Origin of the sequence: Neolewinella marina (assembly GCF_002631205.1) — a bacterium.
GTDB classification, from domain to species: domain Bacteria; phylum Bacteroidota; class Bacteroidia; order Chitinophagales; family Saprospiraceae; genus Neolewinella; species Neolewinella marina.
The window spans coordinates 99,115-120,913 of the sequence record NZ_PDLO01000010.1 but is presented as its reverse complement, the minus strand read 5'-3'; the positions used below and the strand labels follow the sequence as shown (position 1 = coordinate 120,913).

20 protein-coding genes and 1 pseudogene are annotated in these 21,799 nt (G+C 54.9%); 9 read left to right on the top strand and 12 right to left on the bottom strand.

Features of this window, described 5'->3' with window-relative positions:
- Nucleotides 1-390 precede the first annotated feature (390 nt).
- Nucleotides 391-1,959, top strand: coding sequence for a right-handed parallel beta-helix repeat-containing protein (locus CGL56_RS17115; protein WP_099107806.1), 1,569 nt, complete (start codon nt 391-393; stop codon nt 1,957-1,959).
- Between the two features lie 235 nt (nt 1,960-2,194).
- Nucleotides 2,195-3,793, top strand: a complete 1,599-nt coding sequence (locus CGL56_RS17110) for a hypothetical protein (protein ID WP_143470776.1) — start codon at nt 2,195-2,197, stop codon at nt 3,791-3,793.
- Between the two features lie 220 nt (nt 3,794-4,013).
- Here the strand turns inward: CGL56_RS17110 and CGL56_RS17105 are convergent, their stop codons facing one another.
- The 10 genes and pseudogenes from CGL56_RS17105 to CGL56_RS18145 all read right to left on the bottom strand — a co-directional run bounded on the left by CGL56_RS17105 (nt 4,014) and on the right by CGL56_RS18145 (nt 13,528).
- Nucleotides 4,014-4,688 carry a class I SAM-dependent methyltransferase gene (locus tag CGL56_RS17105; RefSeq protein ID WP_099107804.1) on the bottom strand — a complete coding sequence of 225 codons (675 nt, stop codon included), beginning with the start codon at nt 4,686-4,688 and terminating at the stop codon, nt 4,014-4,016.
- An 82-nt stretch (nt 4,689-4,770) separates the two neighbouring features.
- Nucleotides 4,771-5,982, bottom strand: coding sequence for a GAF domain-containing sensor histidine kinase (locus CGL56_RS17100; protein ID WP_099107803.1), 1,212 nt, complete (start codon nt 5,980-5,982; stop codon nt 4,771-4,773).
- 392 nt (nt 5,983-6,374) lie between these two features.
- A complete protein-coding gene (locus tag CGL56_RS17095; RefSeq protein ID WP_099107802.1) occupies nt 6,375-6,701 on the bottom strand; it encodes a HepT-like ribonuclease domain-containing protein in 327 nt (108 codons plus the stop codon).
- Nucleotides 6,694-7,311 carry a nucleotidyltransferase family protein gene (locus CGL56_RS18155; protein ID WP_143470775.1) on the bottom strand — a complete coding sequence of 206 codons (618 nt, stop codon included), beginning with the start codon at nt 7,309-7,311 and terminating at the stop codon, nt 6,694-6,696. Before CGL56_RS18155 ends, CGL56_RS17095 begins: the two co-directional genes overlap by 8 nt.
- 35 nt (nt 7,312-7,346) lie before the next feature.
- On the bottom strand, nt 7,347-8,258 hold the full coding sequence (locus CGL56_RS17085) for a helix-turn-helix domain-containing protein (protein ID WP_099107800.1): 912 nt from the start codon (nt 8,256-8,258) through the stop codon (nt 7,347-7,349).
- A gap of 5 nt (nt 8,259-8,263) precedes the next feature.
- Complete coding sequence (locus CGL56_RS17080; RefSeq protein WP_099107799.1) at nt 8,264-8,776, bottom strand: hypothetical protein; 513 nt, start codon at nt 8,774-8,776, stop codon at nt 8,264-8,266.
- An 82-nt stretch (nt 8,777-8,858) separates the two neighbouring features.
- Nucleotides 8,859-9,802: pseudogene (locus CGL56_RS17075) on the bottom strand (SDR family oxidoreductase); the annotation flags it as partial.
- Nucleotides 9,803-10,218: 416 nt separating this feature from the next.
- On the bottom strand, nt 10,219-11,112 hold the full coding sequence (locus tag CGL56_RS17070) for an HIRAN domain-containing protein (protein WP_099107798.1): 894 nt from the start codon (nt 11,110-11,112) through the stop codon (nt 10,219-10,221).
- A 722-nt stretch (nt 11,113-11,834) separates the two neighbouring features.
- Nucleotides 11,835-12,800 (bottom strand): hypothetical protein, encoded by a 966-nt coding sequence (locus CGL56_RS18150; protein ID WP_143470774.1) that lies wholly within the window; start codon nt 12,798-12,800, stop codon nt 11,835-11,837.
- Nucleotides 12,800-13,528, bottom strand: a complete 729-nt coding sequence (locus tag CGL56_RS18145) for a hypothetical protein (protein WP_143470773.1) — start codon at nt 13,526-13,528, stop codon at nt 12,800-12,802. Before CGL56_RS18145 ends, CGL56_RS18150 begins: the two co-directional genes overlap by 1 nt.
- A 570-nt stretch (nt 13,529-14,098) precedes the next feature.
- On the opposite strand from CGL56_RS18145, the gene CGL56_RS18655 reads away from it, so the two are divergent.
- The 3 genes from CGL56_RS18655 (at nt 14,099) to CGL56_RS17055 (ending at nt 16,802) form a co-directional block, all read left to right on the top strand.
- Nucleotides 14,099-14,539, top strand: coding sequence for a YDG/SRA domain-containing protein (locus CGL56_RS18655; protein ID WP_209280411.1), 441 nt, complete (start codon nt 14,099-14,101; stop codon nt 14,537-14,539).
- A 125-nt stretch (nt 14,540-14,664) separates the two neighbouring features.
- Entirely contained in the window at nt 14,665-14,985 is a 321-nt protein-coding gene (locus CGL56_RS18650; protein ID WP_406603295.1) for an HNH endonuclease, read from the top strand.
- 377 nt (nt 14,986-15,362) lie between these two features.
- Nucleotides 15,363-16,802, top strand: coding sequence for an amidohydrolase family protein (locus CGL56_RS17055; protein ID WP_167641708.1), 1,440 nt, complete (start codon nt 15,363-15,365; stop codon nt 16,800-16,802).
- Between the two features lie 45 nt (nt 16,803-16,847).
- Here the strand turns inward: CGL56_RS17055 and CGL56_RS17050 are convergent, their stop codons facing one another.
- Nucleotides 16,848-17,402 (bottom strand): DUF421 domain-containing protein, encoded by a 555-nt coding sequence (locus CGL56_RS17050; protein ID WP_099107795.1) that lies wholly within the window; start codon nt 17,400-17,402, stop codon nt 16,848-16,850.
- A gap of 127 nt (nt 17,403-17,529) precedes the next feature.
- Here CGL56_RS17050 and CGL56_RS17045 point away from each other — a divergent pair, with 127 nt between their 5' ends.
- The 4 genes from CGL56_RS17045 to rsmG all read left to right on the top strand — a co-directional run bounded on the left by CGL56_RS17045 (nt 17,530) and on the right by rsmG (nt 21,034).
- Nucleotides 17,530-18,906, top strand: coding sequence for an aldehyde dehydrogenase family protein (locus tag CGL56_RS17045; protein WP_209280409.1), 1,377 nt, complete (start codon nt 17,530-17,532; stop codon nt 18,904-18,906).
- A gap of 68 nt (nt 18,907-18,974) precedes the next feature.
- Nucleotides 18,975-19,142, top strand: a complete 168-nt coding sequence (locus tag CGL56_RS18295) for a hypothetical protein (RefSeq protein WP_167641707.1) — start codon at nt 18,975-18,977, stop codon at nt 19,140-19,142.
- Nucleotides 19,143-19,664: 522 nt separating this feature from the next.
- Nucleotides 19,665-20,375 (top strand): RluA family pseudouridine synthase, encoded by a 711-nt coding sequence (locus CGL56_RS17040; RefSeq protein WP_143470772.1) that lies wholly within the window; start codon nt 19,665-19,667, stop codon nt 20,373-20,375.
- 23 nt (nt 20,376-20,398) lie between these two features.
- A complete protein-coding gene (gene rsmG, locus CGL56_RS17035; protein ID WP_099107792.1) occupies nt 20,399-21,034 on the top strand; it encodes a 16S rRNA (guanine(527)-N(7))-methyltransferase RsmG in 636 nt (211 codons plus the stop codon).
- A 571-nt stretch (nt 21,035-21,605) separates the two neighbouring features.
- Here rsmG and CGL56_RS17030 read toward each other — a convergent pair.
- Nucleotides 21,606-21,788: a hypothetical protein gene (locus CGL56_RS17030; protein ID WP_099107791.1), complete on the bottom strand. Its 183-nt coding sequence runs from the start codon at nt 21,786-21,788 to the stop codon at nt 21,606-21,608.
- Nucleotides 21,789-21,799: the final 11 nt, after the last annotated feature.

The following is a 21,799-nucleotide window of genomic DNA, read 5'->3' as shown; positions in this document are numbered from 1 at the left end:
GCCGGGTGTACACGTGTACACCGAACAGAATACGCAGATAATAAACAATACCGGGCAGCTAGACCTGTTCCCGCCTAATCATTTACACTAATCCGTCAAGCTATATTAGGCACGGACAACCAGCCAACCAGAAACCAGAAACCAGCAACCAGCTAGATAAACATGCAGCATCCCGACTAAAGTCGGCGCTACAAACCAGCAACCAGAAACCACCTAACCAAACATACTCCAAGCCAGCAAAGAGAATTCACCGTCCGCGAACCAACCAACCAGTAACCAGAAACCACCTAACCAAGCCAACTCCACACCAACAAGGAGAATTCACCGTCCGCGAACCAGCCAACCAGAAACCAACCCAAACACCTACCTTAAACCCACACCCCTCCAACCATGCGTCCTCTCCTACTTCTGCTTTTCGTTTTAGTCGCCGCCACCGCCCTGGCCCAGGAGATTGTGCCCGCCGAACCGGAATCCCAGCAAGCAGCGGCCATCCGCCAACGCGGCTACGTGACCTACCGCGACTTCGGCGCCGCGGACGACGGCACCACCGACGCCAGTGCGGCCATCCGGGCAGCGCATGCCTACGCCAATCGCCACGAACTGCCGGTGCAGGCCGGGGAGGGCACCTACTACATCGGCGGAAAGGATCGGACGGCGGAGGTACTGACTTCGACCGACTTCGGCACCGCCACCTTCCTCATCGACGATACGGCGGTGGAAAATATCTCGGCGCCGGTATTTCTGATAGGCTCGCGGGAGGAGACCTTCGTGCCTGAGGGCATCACCCGCCTGGGGCGCGGCCAGGAAACCCTCCCGATCAAGCTGCCCGCCGCCAGCCTGGTGACGGTGACCAACGACTCCGTGCGCCACTACATCCGCTACGGACTGAACCAGGACCGGGGGTCGGCGCAGACCGACATCTTCGTCGTCGACGCCGACGGGAGGGTGGACCCCCAAACGCCCATCATCTGGGACTTCGACCGCATTACCGGGATTACCGCCCGGCCGATCGAGGAGGACACCCTCTACATCACCGGTGGACGCTTTGTCACCGTAGCCAACCAGGCGGAATCGAAATACACCTACTACTCCCGCAACATCGTCGTCGAGCGGTCGCGGGTGGTGGTCGACGGCCTCACCCACCTCATCACCGGCGAAGGCGAGCACGGGGCGCCCTACGGCGGCTTCATCAACCTGCGCAACTGCGCCTACGTGACGGTGCGCAACTGCGTACTGACCGGCCACAAGACCTACTCCACCATCGGCTCGGCCGGTCGCCCGGTGAGCATGGGCAGCTACGACATCCTGGCCAACGGGGCCCTGAACGTCTCCTTCGTGAACTGCACCCAGACCAACGACATCAACGACCGCACCTACTGGGGGATCATGGGCTCCAACTACTGCAAGAACCTGGTCTACGACGGCTGTGTCCTCTCCCGCTTCGACGCCCATAAGGGGGTGGCCAACGCGACCATCCGCAACTCCACCCTCGGCCACATGGGCATCAACGCCATTGGCAGCGGCACCCTGACCGTGGAGAATACCACGGTGCGCGGCGGCCGCTTCGTCAACCTCCGCTCCGATTACGGCAGTACCTGGCGCGGCCAACTGCGGCTGCGCGACTGCACCTTCGTACCCACCAACGGCGGCGCGGCGGTGATCGACGGCCACTACTCCGCACAACACGATTTCGGCTACGTATGCTACATGCCGGACACCATCACCATCTCCGGCCTCCACATCGACGATGCCCACCTGCCCGCCGACTATCCGGGGCCGGCCCTCTTCGCCGACTTCAATCCCGAACGCAAGGACACCTCCTACGCCGAGCCCTACCCCTACATCCTCACCGAGCGGGTGATCCTGCGTGACGTCACCACCGCCAGCGGAAAGGCACTGCGGGTTAGCGAGAATCCGGTCATGTTTTTGGGAGTGGAGGTGGTGCGCAGTGGTCAGTAATTAACTTTGCATTGCGGTATCGGATGTTCTGCAAACATATGCGGGGGAAACCTTCCAGCGCCGCCAGCCGGGGTCATTTGGCCCTTTATGCCTATCTTTCCAGATCCACGGTATTAGACAGTTGAGCATTTTTGCTGAATAGGGTACTGACCCCGCGCTGGCTGCCGCTACTAAATCACTCAACCATTGCTTTTGCTCCACCCTGCGCGGGTGGCGGGTATGCATCCCACGTAACATGAACAAATTCCTGTCGCTATTTCTCCTGCTCACGCTATTCGGTTTGCCAGCCTGCGAGAAAGAGGAAGCGGAAATCACGCCCACCAAGGAGGAATTCAGCGAGGGCATCACGGCGGAGAAAACCAGCGTAAGCACCTTCGAAATCGTCAGTCTGGTCGCCGCGGGGAACATCCGCGGGCAGTACACCGCCGACTTTGGTGGCCTGCCCGTGCAACTGATGCGTACGTCCGACAGCACCCTCACCTTTTACGTACCTGATGTTGAGGTGGGCACTCACTTTCTGGAATTCGATCTGGCGCGCATCAGGTTCAGCGTACAAAAGACGGCGGCGCCCAGCGAGGCGGAGTTCCTCGCCGCCACCAATCAGCGTTTCGAGAGGGATCTCGCTTTACTGGACCCCACCACCGAAACCGAGAAGGCAGAAGTAGATAGCCTTAAAGGTTACCGCAAGGAAGTGATGCAGCTATTCAGCGGGCTCACGGCCGACGAACGGCGGCAAGCCATATCCTTCTACCACGCCAACCAGGCGGTGTTCCGAACCTTCGCCGAAGGCACCTTCTCCATCCTGGACGCCCAGACCACCATGAAGCGGCAGTCCAATTGCCCGCGTTCCGATTACAAAGCGTTTTACGGATGCACCGCCGGAAACCTCGGGAACACAGCCATCGCACTGAAGGACGCATCCAAACAGTTTGTCGAGATGCTGCTGCTGGCCGGTGCGTCCGCCTACCTCGCCCCCGCCTCGTTCGGCCTTTCCACGGCCGGTACCGCCCTGGCGCTGGGTACGGCGGGCTACCTGCTGATCACCGAGGTACGGCCGGCCGCCCTGCGCTTTAAGCACTCCATTTTCCCCTTTCTGGCGGCCAACTGGATCTTTACCCAGGCCGTATTTGAAGTGGTAGCTGATGAGTTTGTTGATAATCTCAGCACCGAACTGAACCTCCAACCCACCTTCCGTTCGTTTACCGCGCAGGACGGGGGCCTGAGCGCAGGAAGCGCATTGCTAGTAAGGGCCATGGGCAACCTGCGCGGCTACTGGAACAAGCTGAACCGGATCTTCGGCTCCTATCCCGACTTCCAGCAATCGGAGACCACGGTGCAACTCGATTCCAGTGATATTTCCATCACCGATATCTCCAACCCCAACGTACAGTTGAAGAAGCATACGGGTGAATCAGCCACCTTCGAAAATAAATCCAGGAAGGAAGAAAAGTTCAGCTATACGATCAGGGCCAGCAAGGAAGGCTTTACCGAAGAGAAGGTCGTACAAGCCACCATCAAGCCACGGACGTGCGAGCCCGACTCCTTGCTGGGGGTGTGGCGTGAAGAAGCCTATAACACCTGTTATCCTAACCCTGACGGTACTCCAGCCTATGCCGGAACGAACACCATTACCGTTAAGTCGGACGGGACAGTAACCTACACCTACCCCGACGGAACCACGCTCGCGCTTTCCGCCCGGGTATACGGATGCATCATTCAGTACAGTTCACCCTGGGGCGGGGGATACTTTTACCTGCGCCTTCAGTCCCACTCCCAATACGGTGCCCTGCAACATGGAGATGGCTGCCTGTCGGTGAGGGTGTTTAGGCAGTGATCCGGTTTGATGTCCTTCAAGGAAGTGCTTTGGCCGTTCTAGCAAAACAATATCAGATTCGTGCACTCAGGATGATTTCTGGTTGGGGAGGTCAGCTGACTTTGGGGTAGGGTAGACCTGTATACGGTAGTAAGGTTATTTCCCTCCACAGGACTCGGCTCGGAACTGCCGCGGACGCAGGTGCCATATCCGCACAAAAGCCAACGCTCCCGCCTAACTCCTACTCCGGACGGGCCGTAAACACCTCAAACAGCACCACGGGAAAGAGCAGTTTCTTGAGCGTGGTTACCCGCATCTCCCGTTCAAAGGCTGCCTTTACGTGGGCGATATTCGTGACGTGGTAGTCTCCCGTGAACCGATTACCGGCGATTCTCCGTCCGATTTTATAGAACAGGTTCTCCGTCGGTCCCGACACGACAACCACACCATTCGGCTTCAGTAACCTCCGGAACGCGGCAACGTAGGGATTGAGATCGTTGATGTGCTCCAACACATCTAGGGCAAAGATTACGTCGAAGGAACCATCCTTCAGTGCCCCGGTAAGGATGTCTCCTTCTACGAATTTGATACTGGCGGGAAACGCTACTTTCTTTCTCACCAAATTCAGGGGCCTAAGATTTACGTCACACGCCGTGACCGAGCACCCGTTCTGCGCCAACAGATAACTCAGCACGCCCGACCCGCACCCAAAATCAAGGACATTTTGGCCCCCTTCCCGGCTTCCAGCAAAATCATACGCCACCCTGATCCGCTCCCAAAACAGCCAGTCGATCAGCGGATTCCGGTGAGCGTAGGCGGGCAGGGCGGCTTCGCCGATTTCGTAGCTGTCACCTTCTGACAGTATTTGTCTGAAGGCGGTTTTGAATTTTTGTTTGTGGAGGTTGAAGTTGGTCATTGGGTTTTTTCGCTGTTTGGTGGGAATGACGCATCACTGCCCAGCTGCCCATTCCCTACTCCCTATCCACGTAAAGCGGCTTTTACCTCGAAGGCAAATAAAACTTAAAAGTCGTCCCTTCATTTACTGCCGATTCCACTTCTATCCTGCCCCCCAGATCGTTGATCAATTTTTTCACGATGGCCAGCCCGACTCCCGAGCTATGCTTCATACAGCTGCTGCTTTGGTTGACCCGATAAAATAGATCAAAGATGCTTTCCAGTTTATCCTTTGGAATGCCCATCCCGTTATCGCTGACTTCAAATTTATACTCTTCGCTACCCATTTGACGACAGCTGAGGGCTATTCTCCCTTCGGATTTGTCGTTGTACTTAATGGAGTTAGAAACCAGGTTAGCAAAAATTTGCCGCAACGCAGTTGGGGACGAAAAAACGGACGGCAGGTCGGGGGAAATGACGATTTGAACCTGTGGCGAAGTATTAATACTTCTCACAATTCCGGGTAGGAAGGTATTGAGATCGATTAACTTTCTGTCGCTTTCAAGGTAATTTACCGCCTTCGAATACTTTAAAATATTGTCGATCATTTGCTCCAGGCCGGTAGCAGAGTCTCTGATGAGGTCGAGGCATGACTGGGATTCCGTGGACCACGTACATTCCGTATCCTCCACGAAAGCTTCTACCATTTGCGTAATACTGTTGAGGGGCGACTTTATATCGTGGGATACGATGTAGGAAAAATCTTCCAGGTTTTGATTGATCCGCTTCAGTTGCTCCTCCGACTCCTGGTACTGAAAGACTTTCTTCCGCAGTTCCATAAGCTGAACCACCTGATTGGCCAGGGCTTCCAGGGATTCTTGCTGCTCCGGCGACAGACTACGCGGACGGTCGTCAAGAACACACAGGGTGCCCACCGGTAGCCCTTCAGTGGATAGCAGCGGGACACCAGCGTAAAAATGGAAATTGGCAAATTCTCCGGTAGTGAAGGGATTGCCCTGAAACCGCTCGTCTTTGAGGGTATTTTCTACAATTGTGGGATGGTGCGGATCGAGAATGCAATGCGCACAGAACCCCTCGGTGCGGATCGTTTCAGATGCTGCCAGATTGTAGGTGGATTTAAACCATTGGCGGTCATTGTCTACCAGGGTAATCGTAGACATCTTTGCTCCACAAACCTGAGTGGCCAACTTTGTGATGGCGTCGTATTCCTTTTCAGGCAATGTGTCCAGAAGCTGGTATTCCAGGAGGGCTTCCTGCCTGGCTGCTTCGTTGTCTGGCTTTCCGGCTGCGATCACAATTTTGCTATTGTAAGTTCAGGCAACATGGAAATTGCAAGACTGCAGCATAGGAAGAGGTTGACAACTTACGATTTGGTTATTGGTGAAACGAGCAAGCTGCTAAAGGTAAGCATTTGCCCACACTGCCGCTCACCGAAGGTGAAGAAAGGTGGCTTTCCGCCCTGCGGCAGGCACAAGTGTACGCTTCCCCGGGGTGCAACCGCTTGAAAGTAGAGATCCTCGTTCGCTTTTCTCGTCTATCGCTACGCGACCGGCAAGTGGAGGGAGCCCTTACACACAACTGAAACGGGATGCTGACTCGGCTGACTTTCCTGTACCACGACCGGTGGCAGTTGGCCATGTGAGCCGGGCCCCACCAAAACCCCAATCATAAATGATCCTTGGATCGACTACAGTTTGCTAATACTATCCCGTAAATCCTTTAGGTGCTTCGTAGCAATAACATAAATTACCACATCATCGACCTCGTCGTATCCGTGGATTATCTTATTCCGGGTAGCTATTATTTTTCTTGCATCGGGTATTTTGATATCTGGGTATACTCTCAGGATTCGATTCATCGCCTCACCGATGATTTCAATCTCCCGTTCGATAGCCCTGCGAAGCATTTTGTGCTTAAGATATTCATCGAAGGAGTTCACCTCCTTCATGAACTCACCCACCGTTTCAATGGAATTTTCAATGTCAAATAGCGATTGCTTAATCTTGTTATCCATCAATCTTTTCTGAAAGTTGAAAGATACTTTGCTTCGTCCTATTCAGTTCCTCCTTGAAAAATGGATTTTTCAAGCTCCTTTTGGTCGTTATGTCGACGGGTCTGTCGAGAATATTTTCTAGCTCTGCGTGCAGGGCAAAATAGCAATCCGCATACCGCTCCAGGCTCATGTTACTTTCGTCGAAATCGACATACACATCCACGTCACTGCTGGCAGCAAACCGTTTTTCCTCGAGAACCGATCCAAAAACGGATAGCTCTTTGACAGCGTATTTTCTACACGCCGCGGCAATTTGACCAATGTTATCTTTTATCAGCGTATGCATGGTTAATGTCGGTGCGCCAATCGCTTGACGATGATGGTAGCTTTTTAGGTAACGCTTTTGACAAGAAAAAGGCTGTTTGCTGATGACTACCGTACGTCTCCCCTTAGCCGCAAACCGCTCGAAAGCTGATCCCCCGTTGACTTCCAGACCTCGGTAGCCAAGGCCCTTGTACCGCCGGCCGAATTTGCACACCACAACTGAAACGGGATCCTGACTCTGCTGGACATCCTGTACGACGACCGGTGGCGGCGGGGCGCGGGTGCCAAGGACCACTCTTAAATCCATCCCCCGATCAACTCCTGCCAAACTCCCGTCACCCCCTAGTTCAGCTTATACTTTTCCCGGTACTCCGAAGGGCTGACCCCCTCCTTCTTCTTGAACAGCCGGGAGAAATACTGGGGGTACTCAAACCCCAGTTCGTACGCCACCTCGGCGATGCTCTTGTTGGGCTGCAGGAGGATGTTCTTCGCCTCGTCGATTAGGTAGAGCTGCAGGTGCTCGGTGGTCGTTTTACCCGTTTCCTTCTTGAGGGTGTCGCTGAGGTAGCGCTGGGAGACCGACAGGTGGTCGGCCAGTTGTTCGATACTCGGGATGCCCTCATCCTGTAGCTTTCCGGACTCGAAGTATTCGTCCAGCAGTTGGTTGAACTGCTCCAGCAGGTCGTTGGAGAGTTCCTTCCGGTGCAGGAACTGCCTTTCGTAGAAGCGGTTTGCGTACTTCAGCAGGGTGCTCAGCTGGGATACGATGATGTCCTTGCTGAACGCGTCCTGGTTGTTGCGGTATTCAACGTCGATATTGTGGGCGATGGATTCGATGAGCCTTTCCTCGCTGGGCGAAAGGTGGAGGGCTTCGTTGGCGGAGTAGGAAAAGAAGCCATACTTCTTGATCTGCTGGGCCAGCTCCGTCCCCTTGAGGAAGTCCTCGTGGAAGTTGATGGAGAAGCCCTGTTGCTCGTACACGATGCTGCTGTCCCACTGTACCACCTGGCGGGGGGCCAGGAAGATCATCGCTCCGTTCGTGAAGTCGTACGCCGTGCGGCCATAGTTCAGGTTGCCCTCGACGATCTTCTTCAGGCTGATGGAGTAGCAGTCGGTGGAGATCGGCGGCGAGCTCTCCCGGGGGCACGGCAGGGGACTGTCGCCCAGGGCCAGCATGACGCTCAGCATGGGGTGCTCCGGGGCCGGCAGCTGCATGTAGTCCAGGTAGGCGGACAGGGTTTTGAAGTGTTGCATATCCGCTAGCTTTTGAGTTGTACCAGGGCCATCTCCAACTGCCCGTGGTACGCTTCGATCCGGGCGTGGGCGTTGGTGTCGATCAATAAAATTACCGCCATCATGGCAATGCAGGTGATGCTGATGGCCCGCCAGTTCGGCTGGTCGAGGAAGACGATCAACAGGGCCGCCACCACGATGATCAGGGGGATCACCTTCAGCACTACGAGCTGGTACTCCTTCAGGGTGCGCTCGGTCCGGGCAATTTCAGCCTCCACAAAGGCCGAGGCATCGCTGTCGTACGCCGCCGCGAAATTTGTGAGCCGGGACTGGTTCGTGAAGTACAGCCCCAGTCCGATGACCAGGAGCAGTACCCCCGCGACCAGCACAGGGACGACATACGCCCGGGCCAGGTCGGTTTTCCCCAGCTGCCAGAACCCCGCGCTGGCCAGCAGGAACAGGACGCCGAACAGGATGAAGAACTGGGCGGAGAAGACTTCGGCCTTCCCCCAGTCCGTTGCCGCTTTCAGGATATCCATGGCTTTATACTTTGTTGGTGGTCTGTAAATTACCGGTTCCCTGACTGGCAGCGCGGCGAATACTCCCCGGCTTGCCGACCGGCAAGTCCCACTGGCACCCGGTTTCCGCCTCGGAGACCTCCCATAGCCGGCGGGCAATATCCCGGTCCAGTACGAAGGGCTCCATGTCACACGCGCCCACCGGACCTACCCAGTTCATCCTGCCGGTCGGCCCGTAGTAGGCATCCTGCGGGAGCCCCTCCTCGGTGGCGCACATCACTTCCGGGTAGGCGCCCTTCTCCGCCGACTGCACCATGGGCGACAGCGCCATCAGGGAAAAGGTGATGCGAGTGAGCAGGGGAGTATTTTCGTTGATGAGGGAGGTATTGGAAGCTCCGGGGTGGCAAACGTACACCTCACCTTCCGGTTGGCCTCCGCGATCCGCCGTTGCAGTTCGTAGGCAAACATCATCTGGGCGAGCTTGCTGTGGCAGTAGGTCGTATTCGGGTGGTAGTTCGCGTCGAAGTTCATGTCGTCGAACTGGATGGTCTTCAGTCCCATCTTGTACCCCTCGCTCGATACGACCACGATGCGGCCCCGGGATTCCTCCACCCGCGCAAACAGCAGGTTGGTCAGGAGAAAGTGACCGTAATGGTTGATGCCCAACTGGCTCTCGAAGCCATCAACGGTAAAGGACTGCTTCGCCACCTGGGCCACCGCCGCGTTGCAAATCAAGGCGTCGATCCGGGGTACCGTCCGCAGGACCTCCGCGACCGCCTCGCGGACGGAGGAAAGATCGGCCAGGTCCATCCGGATAAAGGAAACCCTGGCGTTCGCGCCGAGCTCTTTCCGCAAATCCGCCATCGCCCACTCGGATTTCTGTCGGCTCCGGTTCAGCATCACCACCGCGGCACCCTTCCTCAGCAGTATCCGCGCCGCTGCAAAGCCCGCCCCCGTATTCGCTCCGGTGATGAGGTAGGTCTTACCGGCCAATTTTCCCAGCCCTTCGGGGGTCCACCCCTCCTTGCCAAATCCTGTAGTATTCATGGTTATTCCTGTTTGGTTTTAAGAACACCACAAAATTAGGCGGGCCTCCAGCCGGCCATCTTATACGGATTTTCGTATGGTGGATAGATTTTGGTTTGGGGGGTGGGGGGCTGTTGAGGATTTTGGTTTTCGTTTTCTTCACTGTGCTCGGGCAGTAGCGTTGATCACCTGCTCTTTTTTGTTTCGCGGGGCGTGACTGGCAGGTGGAACAAGCAATGGCACTACTGGACATGCAGTAATACTTAAGGTAAATTCGCTTATGACATAGGGGATCATCCTTTATAGTGCCCTATGAGGCTAGACTTATAGGCCAACCGCCCGCACCCTTCCCCTTCTTTTCTAGTCACTAACTCTAATAATAACCCTTGACACATCTAAAGCAATACTCCCTAAGCAACCGTAGTTAAACACCATATTTAGTACTCGTTGATTTTAGATTCAGCTTGGTCAATTCGCTTGTGGAACTTTGTTCTCTGATTATCAGAGTAGGGGTATTTGTCTCCAAACTTTTCTAAAAAATCTAAGGTTTTATAATATTCTCCATAATGATTTGTTAGCATAGTAATCTTGTCAATTGGAGGCACAAAAGTTTTGGCATTAACCCCCAATTGTTTTATCCTTTCATTATATAACACTATTTCATCACAAAGCTTTTCCAAATTGTTGAAATCTAAATAAGCTTTTGTTTCTTTGAAATGTTTATAGTTTGCATTAAACTCTTTTAGCTGCATTTTGATCTTTTCCTTATCAATAGATATTATTCTTATTTCTCTTAATTTATTTTTTTCATTCGCAAGCTCCTCTTTACTAAATCCTACATAAACTAAAATTTCCAATTTATATACTGGTCTTTTGTATTTCTGGCAATAATAGCCATTTACATATTTAATCGTTGCAAAATTGCAGGGGTTTTGATCTAAAGTTTTAATTAATTTCCTTTGGTTCTTTTCAATGTAGCCTAGCTTTACTCCTTCTTTTGTCTTGACAGCTAATGCATTTTCATCATAGGCATTGTCCGGTTCAAATTCCAGTATCAAGACATCGTTTTGATCAAGTTTATTAAAAGCTCTTATCCTAGCTTCTTCAGCCCATATACCCTTGACATCATAGCTTATTTTCGCAGACTTATATACACCTACATTTTTATAATTTCTTTTATTTCTACGCCTTACTGAACCATTCCAAGGGTGGCTCTGGTTCTTCTGATTTGTTTCTGGCTTTGACTTAGGCCTGCTCCTTGCGGATGAACCCACTTCTTGACAAAGCCCGGCAACAAAGACTACAATGATGATAACCACAAGAATTGACATTCGTATAGGTATTATTAATACACTATTTCCCGGGAACAACCCTATTGATTACATAATACTCCAGTGTTATCAAGCGTGCTTCGGAGTTGATCCGAGACGATAAGCATAGTTATTAGCCCATTTGAAACGGTGACTGAAGTGAGCAATATGATGGAATGGCGCCACAAGCCCGACCAACTACAAATGGAAAGTTCTACATCAATTTATGAAAGTAGAAGGAAATGTAAAAGGGAAATTGAGAAAGCTAGCCGCGAGAAAAGCGTTTCACCTCGGAAATGAGACTTCACCAGCCCAAGCTACATCACGAAAACCATCGAAGCCATCCATCTCTAATAGCCATCAGTGCTCTGCAAGGCAGCTTTTTCACCTCTCATGACCGTTGCAGGCAGTAGGGCATCTCACCTGCCGTTCTTCGTTTAGCGTGACGTGACCGGTGAGTAACGGAAGCCCATGCACAACTGGGCACGAAGTACTGCCCAGCAAACCTGGATCCTGGCCCAGCTGGTCATCCTCTACGACGACTGATTGCGCCTGGACTTCTGAGCCGGTGGCGCAAGCCTTCCCGGCCCTGGTTCTAGAACCAGGGCCGGGAAGGCTTGACTTCACTCTTATTTTCTCCTAATCTTTAATCCTAAGAATTACTCTTGACACTCTTTATTCAATACTCCCCTGATATGGTCAACCGGCGGCTGTGCGTTGTAGGCGGTGTTAGCGGCATTTATTTAAAGTATGTGCCTGCCATTCATAGATTCGTGTATAGCTTTTATAGATGATATCGCGACATGAACATACTCTTTGGATGTAGACTCGGAGATCTGCCATGCTGCTCCTATTGCTCCATCGATACCATGATCACACGCATTTCGAACATGCCCTAGATAGTTGACCATGTTCTTATGTTTGTCTGATAGGTGATTGGCTTGGGTAATACGATTAATCTTTGCATTAATACCATGTGCCCCTGCCATATTCACACCATAATGAGCTCCGACCGCGCTGAGATATGTTTCTACAGCGTTACCCGCATGGACGATAGGTGCCCTGAAATCGTTTTGTTGATTTCCCACTAGCATTAAAGCATCTACCAGCGGAATAAAAACATCTGGCCGATTCAGTGATTGGTATAACTCTTCTGATAGCCTAGTTATTAAGGAGTGTTCAACCACTTGTCTATCATCTGCAAGAGAGCGGATTACTCTGATGTCATCTTGACTTAACTTTGTTGAGCTTGTCAAATACTGACCGCCCCCCTGGGTCTGAAGGCTATTCGTATATGTTCCTAAGCTGATTAGAGTATTAGCAATCTCATTCCGATGCTGGGGAATACAGTAAATGGCTTTCACCTGATTAGCTGCATCTTGAAAAGTTGGCGCAATTGCTAAGCGGTATTTAAACAATGCGTAAGGATCGTACTCTTCGAGCACCATCCTTAAAATGCTAGCCCTTTGATCTAAAGAAGCAGTTACCAAGTAATTGGATAACAAACTGGCTTTAGAATATACATTATTAACATCTCTTTGGACTAAACCCAATTGCTCAGATAGAACCGCAGCATTTCCAGCATTCGCTAACGTTGTTCCAATAAAATCTGCAATTATTTGATCAGTGGCAGTACCATTTGACAACACAATGCAATCGGTCGCACCAACTATTTCTTCTGCTGTTGTTTGCGGTATAGTATGCGCCATTATTCATTTACCTCATCTATGATCTGTTTGATCCGTTTTCCTAATCCTTCAAGTTCTTCGGGGCCTGCCTTGATTAATAATTCAATCTTCAGCGATACTTGGCCTATTTCTTTCTTGTAGATTTGTTGTGTGTTTTTCTCATCGTAGTGCGGCTCAGTGATAATTTCGGGCTCTGTGACGTCTTCAGAGTTGTTTATGTTCGAACGACTTCCAGGATGTGGCGATTCATTAAGTCCTGGTACATGATCGTTTACAATAAGTTTCTCACCATCTTGAACAAGAGCTCCGGCCGATAAGAAAATATCAATAACGGCGCGAGCGCCAGTCATAACCTTGCTGTTCTTAGACTCACCTGAACTAAAAGCGATATGATTTTCAAGTTGAGCGTACTCCATTCCTCTTCTGACTTTGACTGCCTGAATCATTTTAGTCAAAAACTCATTATCAGAAATTATTTCCGACCATAGTTTCTGAACTTCAATAATGATCTCGTGCTCTATTGCTCTAGCTAGCCTTGACCCTGTTTCAGTTAAGGATTTCTTGTTGGCACCCTCTACTACTCCTATATATAATAGGAAAGCATTGTTACTACTAATTGTAGTCCGTGCCATACCTGTGGTTTGGGCCAGTTCTTGTAACCCAGATGGCTTACCAATATAATGATAACCCAGAATCAGCTTCCGTAGTTCTTCATAGCTGTTTCTAGGGAGCTTTACTTTTTCTGACATAGGAACAAGTTCAATTTTATCTAATGTACAAGTTAAATATTGAGTTGGCTATTTGATTGCCGCAATCACATAAAACCGCATTGCGTATAAATACACCGTAGTCCCGAACTACTAACTCAACCACCAAAGGTATCAGTCGCACGCTAACCAGATTGCGGAGGTGACCGCGCGCGTTGGTTGACGTGATTGTGCTCTCACGAGAGCCGTAAAACCGCTACACCATGACCGGCCTAAAATTCTTTACACATCATCAAGCGGAGGAATAGCACGCCCCATGCTTTGGTCTGGCATCAGGTGTAATTTTAGCTGGTTCCGTATCCACTTTGGGCCGGCAACTCCCGCACGTGATGCAGCTTCTCCTCTCTCGCCCCAGTATGAGGGTGACAGGGGGGTTACATACACAAGCGTGTAGAATAGCAGGACCCATCATGGTTCATAAATCTTCCGTAAGTATAATGATAAATATAATTCAAAAGCAGCTTAGCTTGACACCAATAAACATTTAAGTGCGGTTCATGATGGCCAGGTCAACCCGCCTGCTCTCCTGACCAAACCACCACACTCATCTCAATGTCAGACAGAATCTTCGGTGAAATCCCAGGAATAGCAGAAGGCCAAACCTTCGCCAACAGGATTGAGCTTTCCCTTTCATTGGTCCATCGCCCAAGGCAGGCAGGAATATCGGGTTCTCAGCTGGAGGGGGCGGACTGCATTGTTTTAAGTGGAGGCTACGAGGACGACGTGGATTATGAGAACGTCATTGTCTATACCGGGCACGGGGGCAGGGATATTTCGTCCGGAAAGCAAGTCACGGATCAGGATATGATTAGGGGTAATCTGGCACTGGCCCTCAGCTGTCAACGGGGGCTACCCGTGCGGGTGATTCGTGGGTATACCAATCTATCCAGTCATGCGCCTCAGGAAGGGTATCGGTACGATGGACTCTTCCGCGTAGAAGAATACTGGAAGGAGAAGGGGAGGAGCGGGGCTTGGTTTGGCGCTTCAGACTGAGGAAACTGGACTATTTCTCCGGCGCCAACTTCGAAATACAGGATAACGAACTGAGCGATCGTGAATCAACGTACGGCTCACCCAAGCGGGTACTGACACAGGTTTCCAGGATCATCCGGGATACGGTGGCTTCGCGAAAGCTAAAGGAACTGTACAGTTATGAGTGTCAGGTGTGCCGGACTAGCATTCAGACGAACGCGGGATTGTACATCGAGGCGGCCCACATCCAGCCCCTGGGTACACCCCACAACGGGCCGGATGTCATCTCCAATATTCTTTGCCTGTGCCCGAATCACCACGTGCGGTTTGACTATGGTGGGTTCACGGTATCCGATACCCTGGAGTTGATCGGAGAAAAGGGGAGGCTGTTCGTTCATCCGAAACACGCGCTGGGTCAGTCTTTTCTGGCGTACCATCGGGCGCATCGGTACGATGCGGGCTGGTAGCAACCCTTATTTGAGCTCGTACCGATTGAACTGATCATTGCTCATCTACTCATAAAACTCCAATTTATCCCCTTGGTAGAGGGCGATAGTACTGGTGGCTGTCCCTCTGGTTTACTCGTAGAAAATACGCCTACCGGGCTTAATCGGCTTCCACGGTCAAACCCCAGGCACCAGCGCCCCGCCGCCCGTCCACCCCTTGCGCCACCCCAATCCTCCCCCTACCTTAAGGATCAAGGCAGTGGCCAAGAACGTATCTACTACTTCAAACACGGGCCCACAGCAGAAGACGACACCCAAAGCAGCAAGAAATGAAGGATCCTCTACACCCCTATAGATACAAGGTCAACAATGATATACACTGGCTCTTCCGCGGAAGAGTGTATACAGCCGCACTCTGCCTCCTCCTGGTCAACATCCTAACCTGCCAGCGCCCAGAACCCCTGAAAGGCGACGTCCTGATCACCAACGTAAACGTAATCGACGTAGAAAGGGGAGTGGTAGTATCCTCCCAGCAAGTATTACTCCGGGGAGACACCATCCACGCCATCCTGGACGCCGATCAGGACCGGCCACTTGAGGCCACCACCGTCATCGAAGGGGAGGGGAGGTACCTCATGCCCGGCCTGTGGGACATGCACGTGCACAACACCGGTGACGAACTGATGCGGACGGCCTTCTTGCCGCTCTACATCGCCCACGGGATTACCGGGATACGGGAGATGTCGGGCCTGCCGGAGGATTTTCTGATGAAGGACAGCGTCGACCAGGAGCTCCTCGTAGGGCCCACCATCGTCATGGGCAGCCCCCTGGTGGACGGACTGAGCACCTGGAACGTGGGCGACCACCACCTGACCATCCCCGACGAAGCGGCGGCCCGCGCCATCGTCGACACCATCAAGGCCCAGGGCTACGACTTCGTCAAGACCTACTCCTTCCTCTCCCGCGACAACTATCTCGCGATAATGCAGCGCGCCCGCGAGCTGGACATCGAGGTCAACGGCCACATCCCCAATGAGGTGAGCGCCTTCGAAGCGATCGAGGCCGGCCACCGCACGATCGAGCACATGATCGGTCTGGAGCTGTCCGCCGCCAGCAACGAAGGCGAACTGCGGGAGCGATTGCAGCAAAGGATACGGGCCATCCAACCCGACTCCCCCGCAGACGTAAGCCGGGAAACCTTCCTGGCCATCGAATACGAACCCGTCCCCCACGTGGATCCCGCGAAGGAGGATTCCCTCTTTGCGCTGTTGGCCGACCGCGATACCTGGGTGGTCCCGACCCTGGTCCTCCAGCGGATAATTTCTTATCCGGAGGACGAGCAGTTCTGGGACGACGACTTCCAACGGTATATCGACATCCATAACCGGGATACCTTGCTCGAGCGCGACTATCAAGCGCGCGGTCGCCTGAAGCCCACCATCGACTACCGGATGCGCTCCCTCAAGCGACTGCATGACCGGGGCGGCAAGATCCTGGCCGGCTCCGACATGAATGGAGGCATACCGCTCCACGTGGAACTTCAGCTGATGGTCGAAAGCGGCCTCACTCCCGCCGCAGCCCTCAGGACCGCTACGCTCAATCCCGCTGAATATCTCGGCCATACCGCGGAAACGGGGACGGTGGAAGCCGGAAAGCGGGCCAACCTGGTCCTGTTGGAGGAGAATCCACTGGATGACATCCGGAATACCCTCACCATCGCAGCGGTGATCAACCGGGGCCGGGTATACGACCGCGCACAACTGGATGCGCTGAAATCCCGAGCGGTGGCGGTACTCGACCGGGTGGAAGCTCAGGTGCTTGCCGAAAATGGAGAGTAGATAGGGTAGGGGCTCAATGGAAAAACTCGAGGACGCCTTTTCCCCTCAGGAACCAACCGGCTCCGGACTGTCATCGTCCTCCCCGTCGTCGTTCTCCTCTTCCTCGTTGGCGCCGTCGTTCTGCTTGCCGATGACGGAGAAGCCGCCGTCGGATTCCAGGATGATGAGGTCGATGTCGCTCAGGTCGCGGTGGCCATGGGAGCGGGCTACGGCCAAGAGCTCGCGTTTGGTGAGGCGGGCGTCGTGGATGGCCTGGATGAGCATCTCGCCGTGACGCACCAGGAGGACGGGTTCGGAACGGACCAGTTTAGCGAACCAACGGGAGCGGACGGACAGGAAGGCCAGGGCGTACTGCAGAAAACACAGCAGGGCGATGGCCAGCATGCCTTCGGCCAGGGCCACGTCTTCCGAGAGCAGCATGGAAGCGAAGGTGGAGCCGAAGGCCACGGAGATGGCCAGGTCGAAGGCGTTGAGTTTGGAGAGGGTGCGGTTGCCGGAGATGCGCAGGGAGAAGACGATGAAGATGTACCCCAGCGTCCCCACGATAAGGGTGCGCAGCAGACCGGTCCAGTCCTGGTAGAACATCTCGGAGAAATCCATGGCTAGCGGTTGCTTTGTTGGGCATAACGCCCCGAGGAAATCGATGTTCCCCCCGAAACCGCGCGGCTCCCGTGGCCGTTCTCAGCCTATGGATACGGCCCGGCCCCCTTTACCCTACCACGACCTTTTGGCGCAGCAGCGTTCCCGGGCACCCGCGCTCGCCCGCAGCAGCGTGGACGAACGGAAGGCGAAGCTGGAAAGGATAGCCACCTACCTCGGGAACGACGACCACCGGCAGCGGCTCGTCCGGGCCCTGTCCAGCGACCTCGGCAAACCGGCGGTGGAGAGCCTCCTCAGCGAGGTCGGTGCCGTACACGGCCACATCAAGTACATCTGCCAACACCTCCAGCGGTGGATGGAGCCCCGCCGCGTGGCCACCCCCCTGAGCATGGCGGGCACGGTGAACTACATCTACTACGAGCCCAAGGGCTGCGTGCTGATCCTCTCGCCCTGGAACTACCCCTTCAACCTGGCCGTGGTACCCCTGCTCTACGCCATGGCGGCGGGCTGTCCGGTGGTACTGAAGCCTTCGGAGGCCAGTCCGGCCACCACGGCCTACCTGAAACGCATGGTGGAGGAACTCTACGACCCCCACGAGGTGACGGTAGTGGAGGGGGAGGCCGATACCGCCGCCGCCCTGACGCGGCTGCCCTTCGACCACATCTTCTTCACCGGCAGTCCGGCCGTGGGCAAGAAAGTGATGGCCGCCGCCGCGGAAAACCTGAGCAGCGTGACCCTGGAGCTCGGCGGCAAATCGCCCTGCGTGGTGGCCCCGGACGTGGACATCCATAAGTCGGCCCGCAACGTGGCCTGGGGCAAATTCTTCAACGCCGGACAGACCTGCACGGCCCCCGACTACCTGCTCGTCCACGAAAGCATCGCCGCCAACTACGTAAGGGCGCTTACGGAAGCCCTGCACGACTACTACGGCTCCGACCCCCGGGCCTCGAACAGCCTGGCCCGCATCGTTAACCGCAGGCAGCACGACCACCTGAGCGGTCTGCTCGCCGAAGCCCTCACCGCCGGCGCTACCACCGCGGCGGGCGGGCAGCACGACGCGGCCGACCGCTACTTTGCCCCCACCATCCTCACCCGGGTGACCCCGGCCATGCGCATCATGCGGGAGGAAATCTTCGGTCCCATCCTGCCCGTTCTCACCTACCGCACGCCGGAGGAGGCCCTGGCGGTCATCCACGGATTGCCGAAGCCGCTGGCCTTTTACCTCCAGGCGAACGACCGCAATTTCATCCGCCGCTTCCTCGCCGAGACCAGCGCCGGGGGCACCATGGTGAACGAATTCTTTCTTTCCCAGGGGAATCCTGCATTACCCTTCGGCGGGGTGAACAACAGTGGCATCGGGAAGAGTTTTGGGTATCATGGCTGGGTTGGTTTTTGCAACGAGCGCTCGGTACTGGAGCGGAAGTTCTTCGACCTCTCCGTAGTCTACCCGCCCTACACCGACCGGGTCCGCCGGCTCGTCGAAAGGCTGCACCGGTGGCTGTGAGTCTGCCGGGCGTCAGATAGTCTGCCCGAAAATTACACCGGTCGTTGCGCCGGGATTACCTTTGTACTATGGATTTCATCTTCACCATCGCCCTGATCTACTTCGCCTACCGCGGTTACCAGTGGTATTCCCGCATGCAGCAGCAGGTCGGCCGCGGGCCCAAGCCCCACGACAAGATCGACATCACCCCGAAGGAGGACCACGACGATTATATCGATTACGAGGAGGTGAAGTAGGGGGGCCGGCTAAGACATCCGATGATTCCCTCCTGCGTCGGTCAACATCGGATGACGGGCCGGCCTGGATAAGGAATTTCTCCGTGCACCTCAGTGCCTTTGTGGTGACAAAACAATCGGGCCTGGAGGCCCTCAGCCCGTTGGTGCGAGCGAAGCGAACAGAGAAATCCGCGGAATCTGCGAAACGAAATCTGCGCCATCCGCGGTAAAAACGAGCGGAGCGAGCGGCCACGCAAATGGTACATTGGAAATGGTACCTGGTAAATGGTAAATGCCACCGGCCGGCTAAGACATCAGATGATTCCCTCCTGCGTCGGTCAACATCTGATGACGGGCCGGCCTGGACCAGCAATTTCTCCGTGTACCTCTGCGCCTCTGTGGTGACAAAACAATCGGGCCTGGAGGCCCTCAGCCCGTTAATCCTGCGTCGGTCAACATCGGATGACGGGCCGGCCGTAGGGGCCTCGACCTACGAAGTACGTACCTTTGCAAAAAGCCACCGGCTTCCACAACTCCCCTTCCATGCCCGCCACTCCCAAGCAACATTTCCCCGGCCGCCCGGGCGACTGGGTTCTCTACAAGGACAACCAGCTGATCGCCTTCAACAAGCCCGCCGGACTGGCCGTGGTACCCGATAAGAAGGGGAGCGCCAACCTCCTGCAGATCGGCGCTGCCTACGCCCACCACGACCTGTACCCCATTCACCGCCTCGACCGGCCAGTTTCCGGGGTGGTGCTCTTCGGGAAGAAGCCGTCGGCCCAGGCCAGCGTGTCGGAGCAGTTCCAGGCGCGCACCATCGAGAAGACCTACCTGGCCATCGTGGGCGAGCGCCCCGCGGAGGACGAGGCCACCCTGGTCCACTTCATCCGGGAAGCGAAAGGCAACAGCTCTGAGGTCGTCGACCAGTCGGACCAGGCCGCCAAGCGGGCCGAACTCCGCTACCGTTACCTGGGGAGCAGCGACCGCTACCACCTCCTCGAGATCAAGCTCGTGACGGGCCGCAAACACCAGATCCGGGCCCAGCTGGGTGCCATCGGCAGTCCGCTGCGGGGCGACGAGAAGTACGGCTTCAAGCGCGGCAATCCAGACAAGACCATCGACCTCCACGCCTTCACCCTGGCCTTCGACCATCCCATCAGCGGTTCCCGCGTCACCCTGCAGGCGCCCCTGCCCGAGGAGCCCGTGTGGCAGGCCTTCACCGAAATCATCGACAAACTCCCCGCCAAGGCCTAGTGCGGCCGGCAGCTTCCCGATCTATGTCAGCAGACGTCATTTTTTCCTACTTTCCCAACCTCAGCGAGCGGCAGCGCGAGCAGTTTGCCGCCCTGGACGGCCTCTACCGCGACTGGAACGCCAAGATTAACGTCATCAGCCGCAAGGACATTGATAACCTCTACGTCCACCACGTGCTGCATTCCCTGGCCATCGCCAAGGTCATCCAGTTTCGCGCCGGAGCGCGGGTGCTGGACCTGGGTACCGGCGGCGGGTTCCCGGGCATCCCCCTGGCCATCCTGTTCCCCGAAGCCGATTTCCACCTCATCGACGGTACCGCCAAGAAGATCCGGGTGTGCCAGGAGGTCATCTCCGCCCTCGGCCTCAAGAACTGCCGCGCCGAACAGAAGCGCGCCGAGGAACTGAAACGCCCCGCCTACGATTTCGTGGTCACCCGCGCCGTGGCCAAAATCGATCAGCTTGCCGCCTGGAGCCTGCGCCTCATTGCCGACAAACAGCGCCACGGCCTGCCCAACGGCATCCTCGCCCTGAAAGGCCGCGGCCTCAAACAGGAACTCTCCGCCCTCCCCAAAGGCGCCTACGTCGAGGAATACCCCATCGATAAGTGGTTCTCCGAAGACTTCTTCTCCGAAAAGGAGGTGATGTACCTGCAGTATTAGGGATTATCCCCGCCACATAACGGCCCTGGAAGGGACGTCAAACCCCAAGCCATGTCTGTAGCGCGCAGCCCGCAGGGCATGGCGCGCAACGGGTTATGACGCACAGGGCATAGCGTAATCAAAAGTTCCGCGAAAACAACGGAGCCCCTCGGCCTACAAGGCCTCGACGTTACAGCGCAAATAATGAGGAGCAAACGGCCCTGGAAGGGACGTCAAACCCCAAGCCATGTCTGTAGCACGAAGTGCGAAGGGCATGGCGAGCATGGGTTATGACGCACAGGGCATAGCGTAAAGAAACGTTCCGCTAAACCACCGGAACCCCTCGGCCTGCAAGACCTCGACCTTAAAGCGCAAATAATGAGGAGCAAACGGCCCTGGAAGGGACGTTAAACCCCAAGCCATGTCTGTAGCGCGCAGCCCGCAGGGCATGGCGAGCGAAGGAAATCGCGAACGGATTAGGAACAGCCGGCCCTGGAAGGGACGTAAAACCCCAAGCCATGTCTGTAGCACGAAGTGCGAAGGGCATGGCGCGCCAAAACAACGGAGCCCCTCGGCCTAAAAGGCCTCGGCCTTACATATACCCCAGGGCCATGACCAGGAAGGTCAGCATGAAGGGCATGGCTACCCAGAACCACTGGTTCAGGAAGATGAGCATCAAAAAGAAGATCACCATCGAGATCAGGAAGTAGATCCAGTAGTTCTTGGTACTGGTGTGGGGCTGGTCGGTGGCGGAAACGGCCTTTTGGGAGGTCATGGGGTACAAAT

Bases quoted from the DNA above. Each gene is read 5' to 3' on its own strand.
- CGL56_RS17115 (WP_099107806.1), top strand. From the start codon at position 391: ATGCGTCCTCTCCTACTTCTGCTTTTCGTTTTAGTCGCCGCCACCGCC.
- CGL56_RS17110 (WP_143470776.1), top strand. From the start codon at position 2,195: ATGAACAAATTCCTGTCGCTATTTCTCCTGCTCACGCTATTCGGTTTG.
- CGL56_RS17105 (WP_099107804.1), bottom strand. From the start codon at position 4,688: ATGACCAACTTCAACCTCCACAAACAAAAATTCAAAACCGCCTTCAGA.
- CGL56_RS17095 (WP_099107802.1), bottom strand. From the start codon at position 6,701: ATGGATAACAAGATTAAGCAATCGCTATTTGACATTGAAAATTCCATT.
- CGL56_RS18155 (WP_143470775.1), bottom strand. From the start codon at position 7,311: ATGGATTTAAGAGTGGTCCTTGGCACCCGCGCCCCGCCGCCACCGGTC.
- CGL56_RS17085 (WP_099107800.1), bottom strand. From the start codon at position 8,258: ATGCAACACTTCAAAACCCTGTCCGCCTACCTGGACTACATGCAGCTG.
- CGL56_RS17080 (WP_099107799.1), bottom strand. From the start codon at position 8,776: ATGGATATCCTGAAAGCGGCAACGGACTGGGGGAAGGCCGAAGTCTTC.
- CGL56_RS17070 (WP_099107798.1), bottom strand. From the start codon at position 11,112: ATGTCAATTCTTGTGGTTATCATCATTGTAGTCTTTGTTGCCGGGCTT.
- CGL56_RS18150 (WP_143470774.1), bottom strand. From the start codon at position 12,800: ATGGCGCATACTATACCGCAAACAACAGCAGAAGAAATAGTTGGTGCG.
- CGL56_RS18145 (WP_143470773.1), bottom strand. From the start codon at position 13,528: ATGTCAGAAAAAGTAAAGCTCCCTAGAAACAGCTATGAAGAACTACGG.
- CGL56_RS18655 (WP_209280411.1), top strand. From the start codon at position 14,099: ATGTCAGACAGAATCTTCGGTGAAATCCCAGGAATAGCAGAAGGCCAA.
- CGL56_RS17050 (WP_099107795.1), bottom strand. From the start codon at position 17,402: ATGGATTTCTCCGAGATGTTCTACCAGGACTGGACCGGTCTGCTGCGC.
- CGL56_RS18295 (WP_167641707.1), top strand. From the start codon at position 18,975: ATGGATTTCATCTTCACCATCGCCCTGATCTACTTCGCCTACCGCGGT.
- CGL56_RS17040 (WP_143470772.1), top strand. From the start codon at position 19,665: ATGCCCGCCACTCCCAAGCAACATTTCCCCGGCCGCCCGGGCGACTGG.
- rsmG (WP_099107792.1), top strand. From the start codon at position 20,399: ATGTCAGCAGACGTCATTTTTTCCTACTTTCCCAACCTCAGCGAGCGG.
- CGL56_RS17030 (WP_099107791.1), bottom strand. From the start codon at position 21,788: ATGACCTCCCAAAAGGCCGTTTCCGCCACCGACCAGCCCCACACCAGT.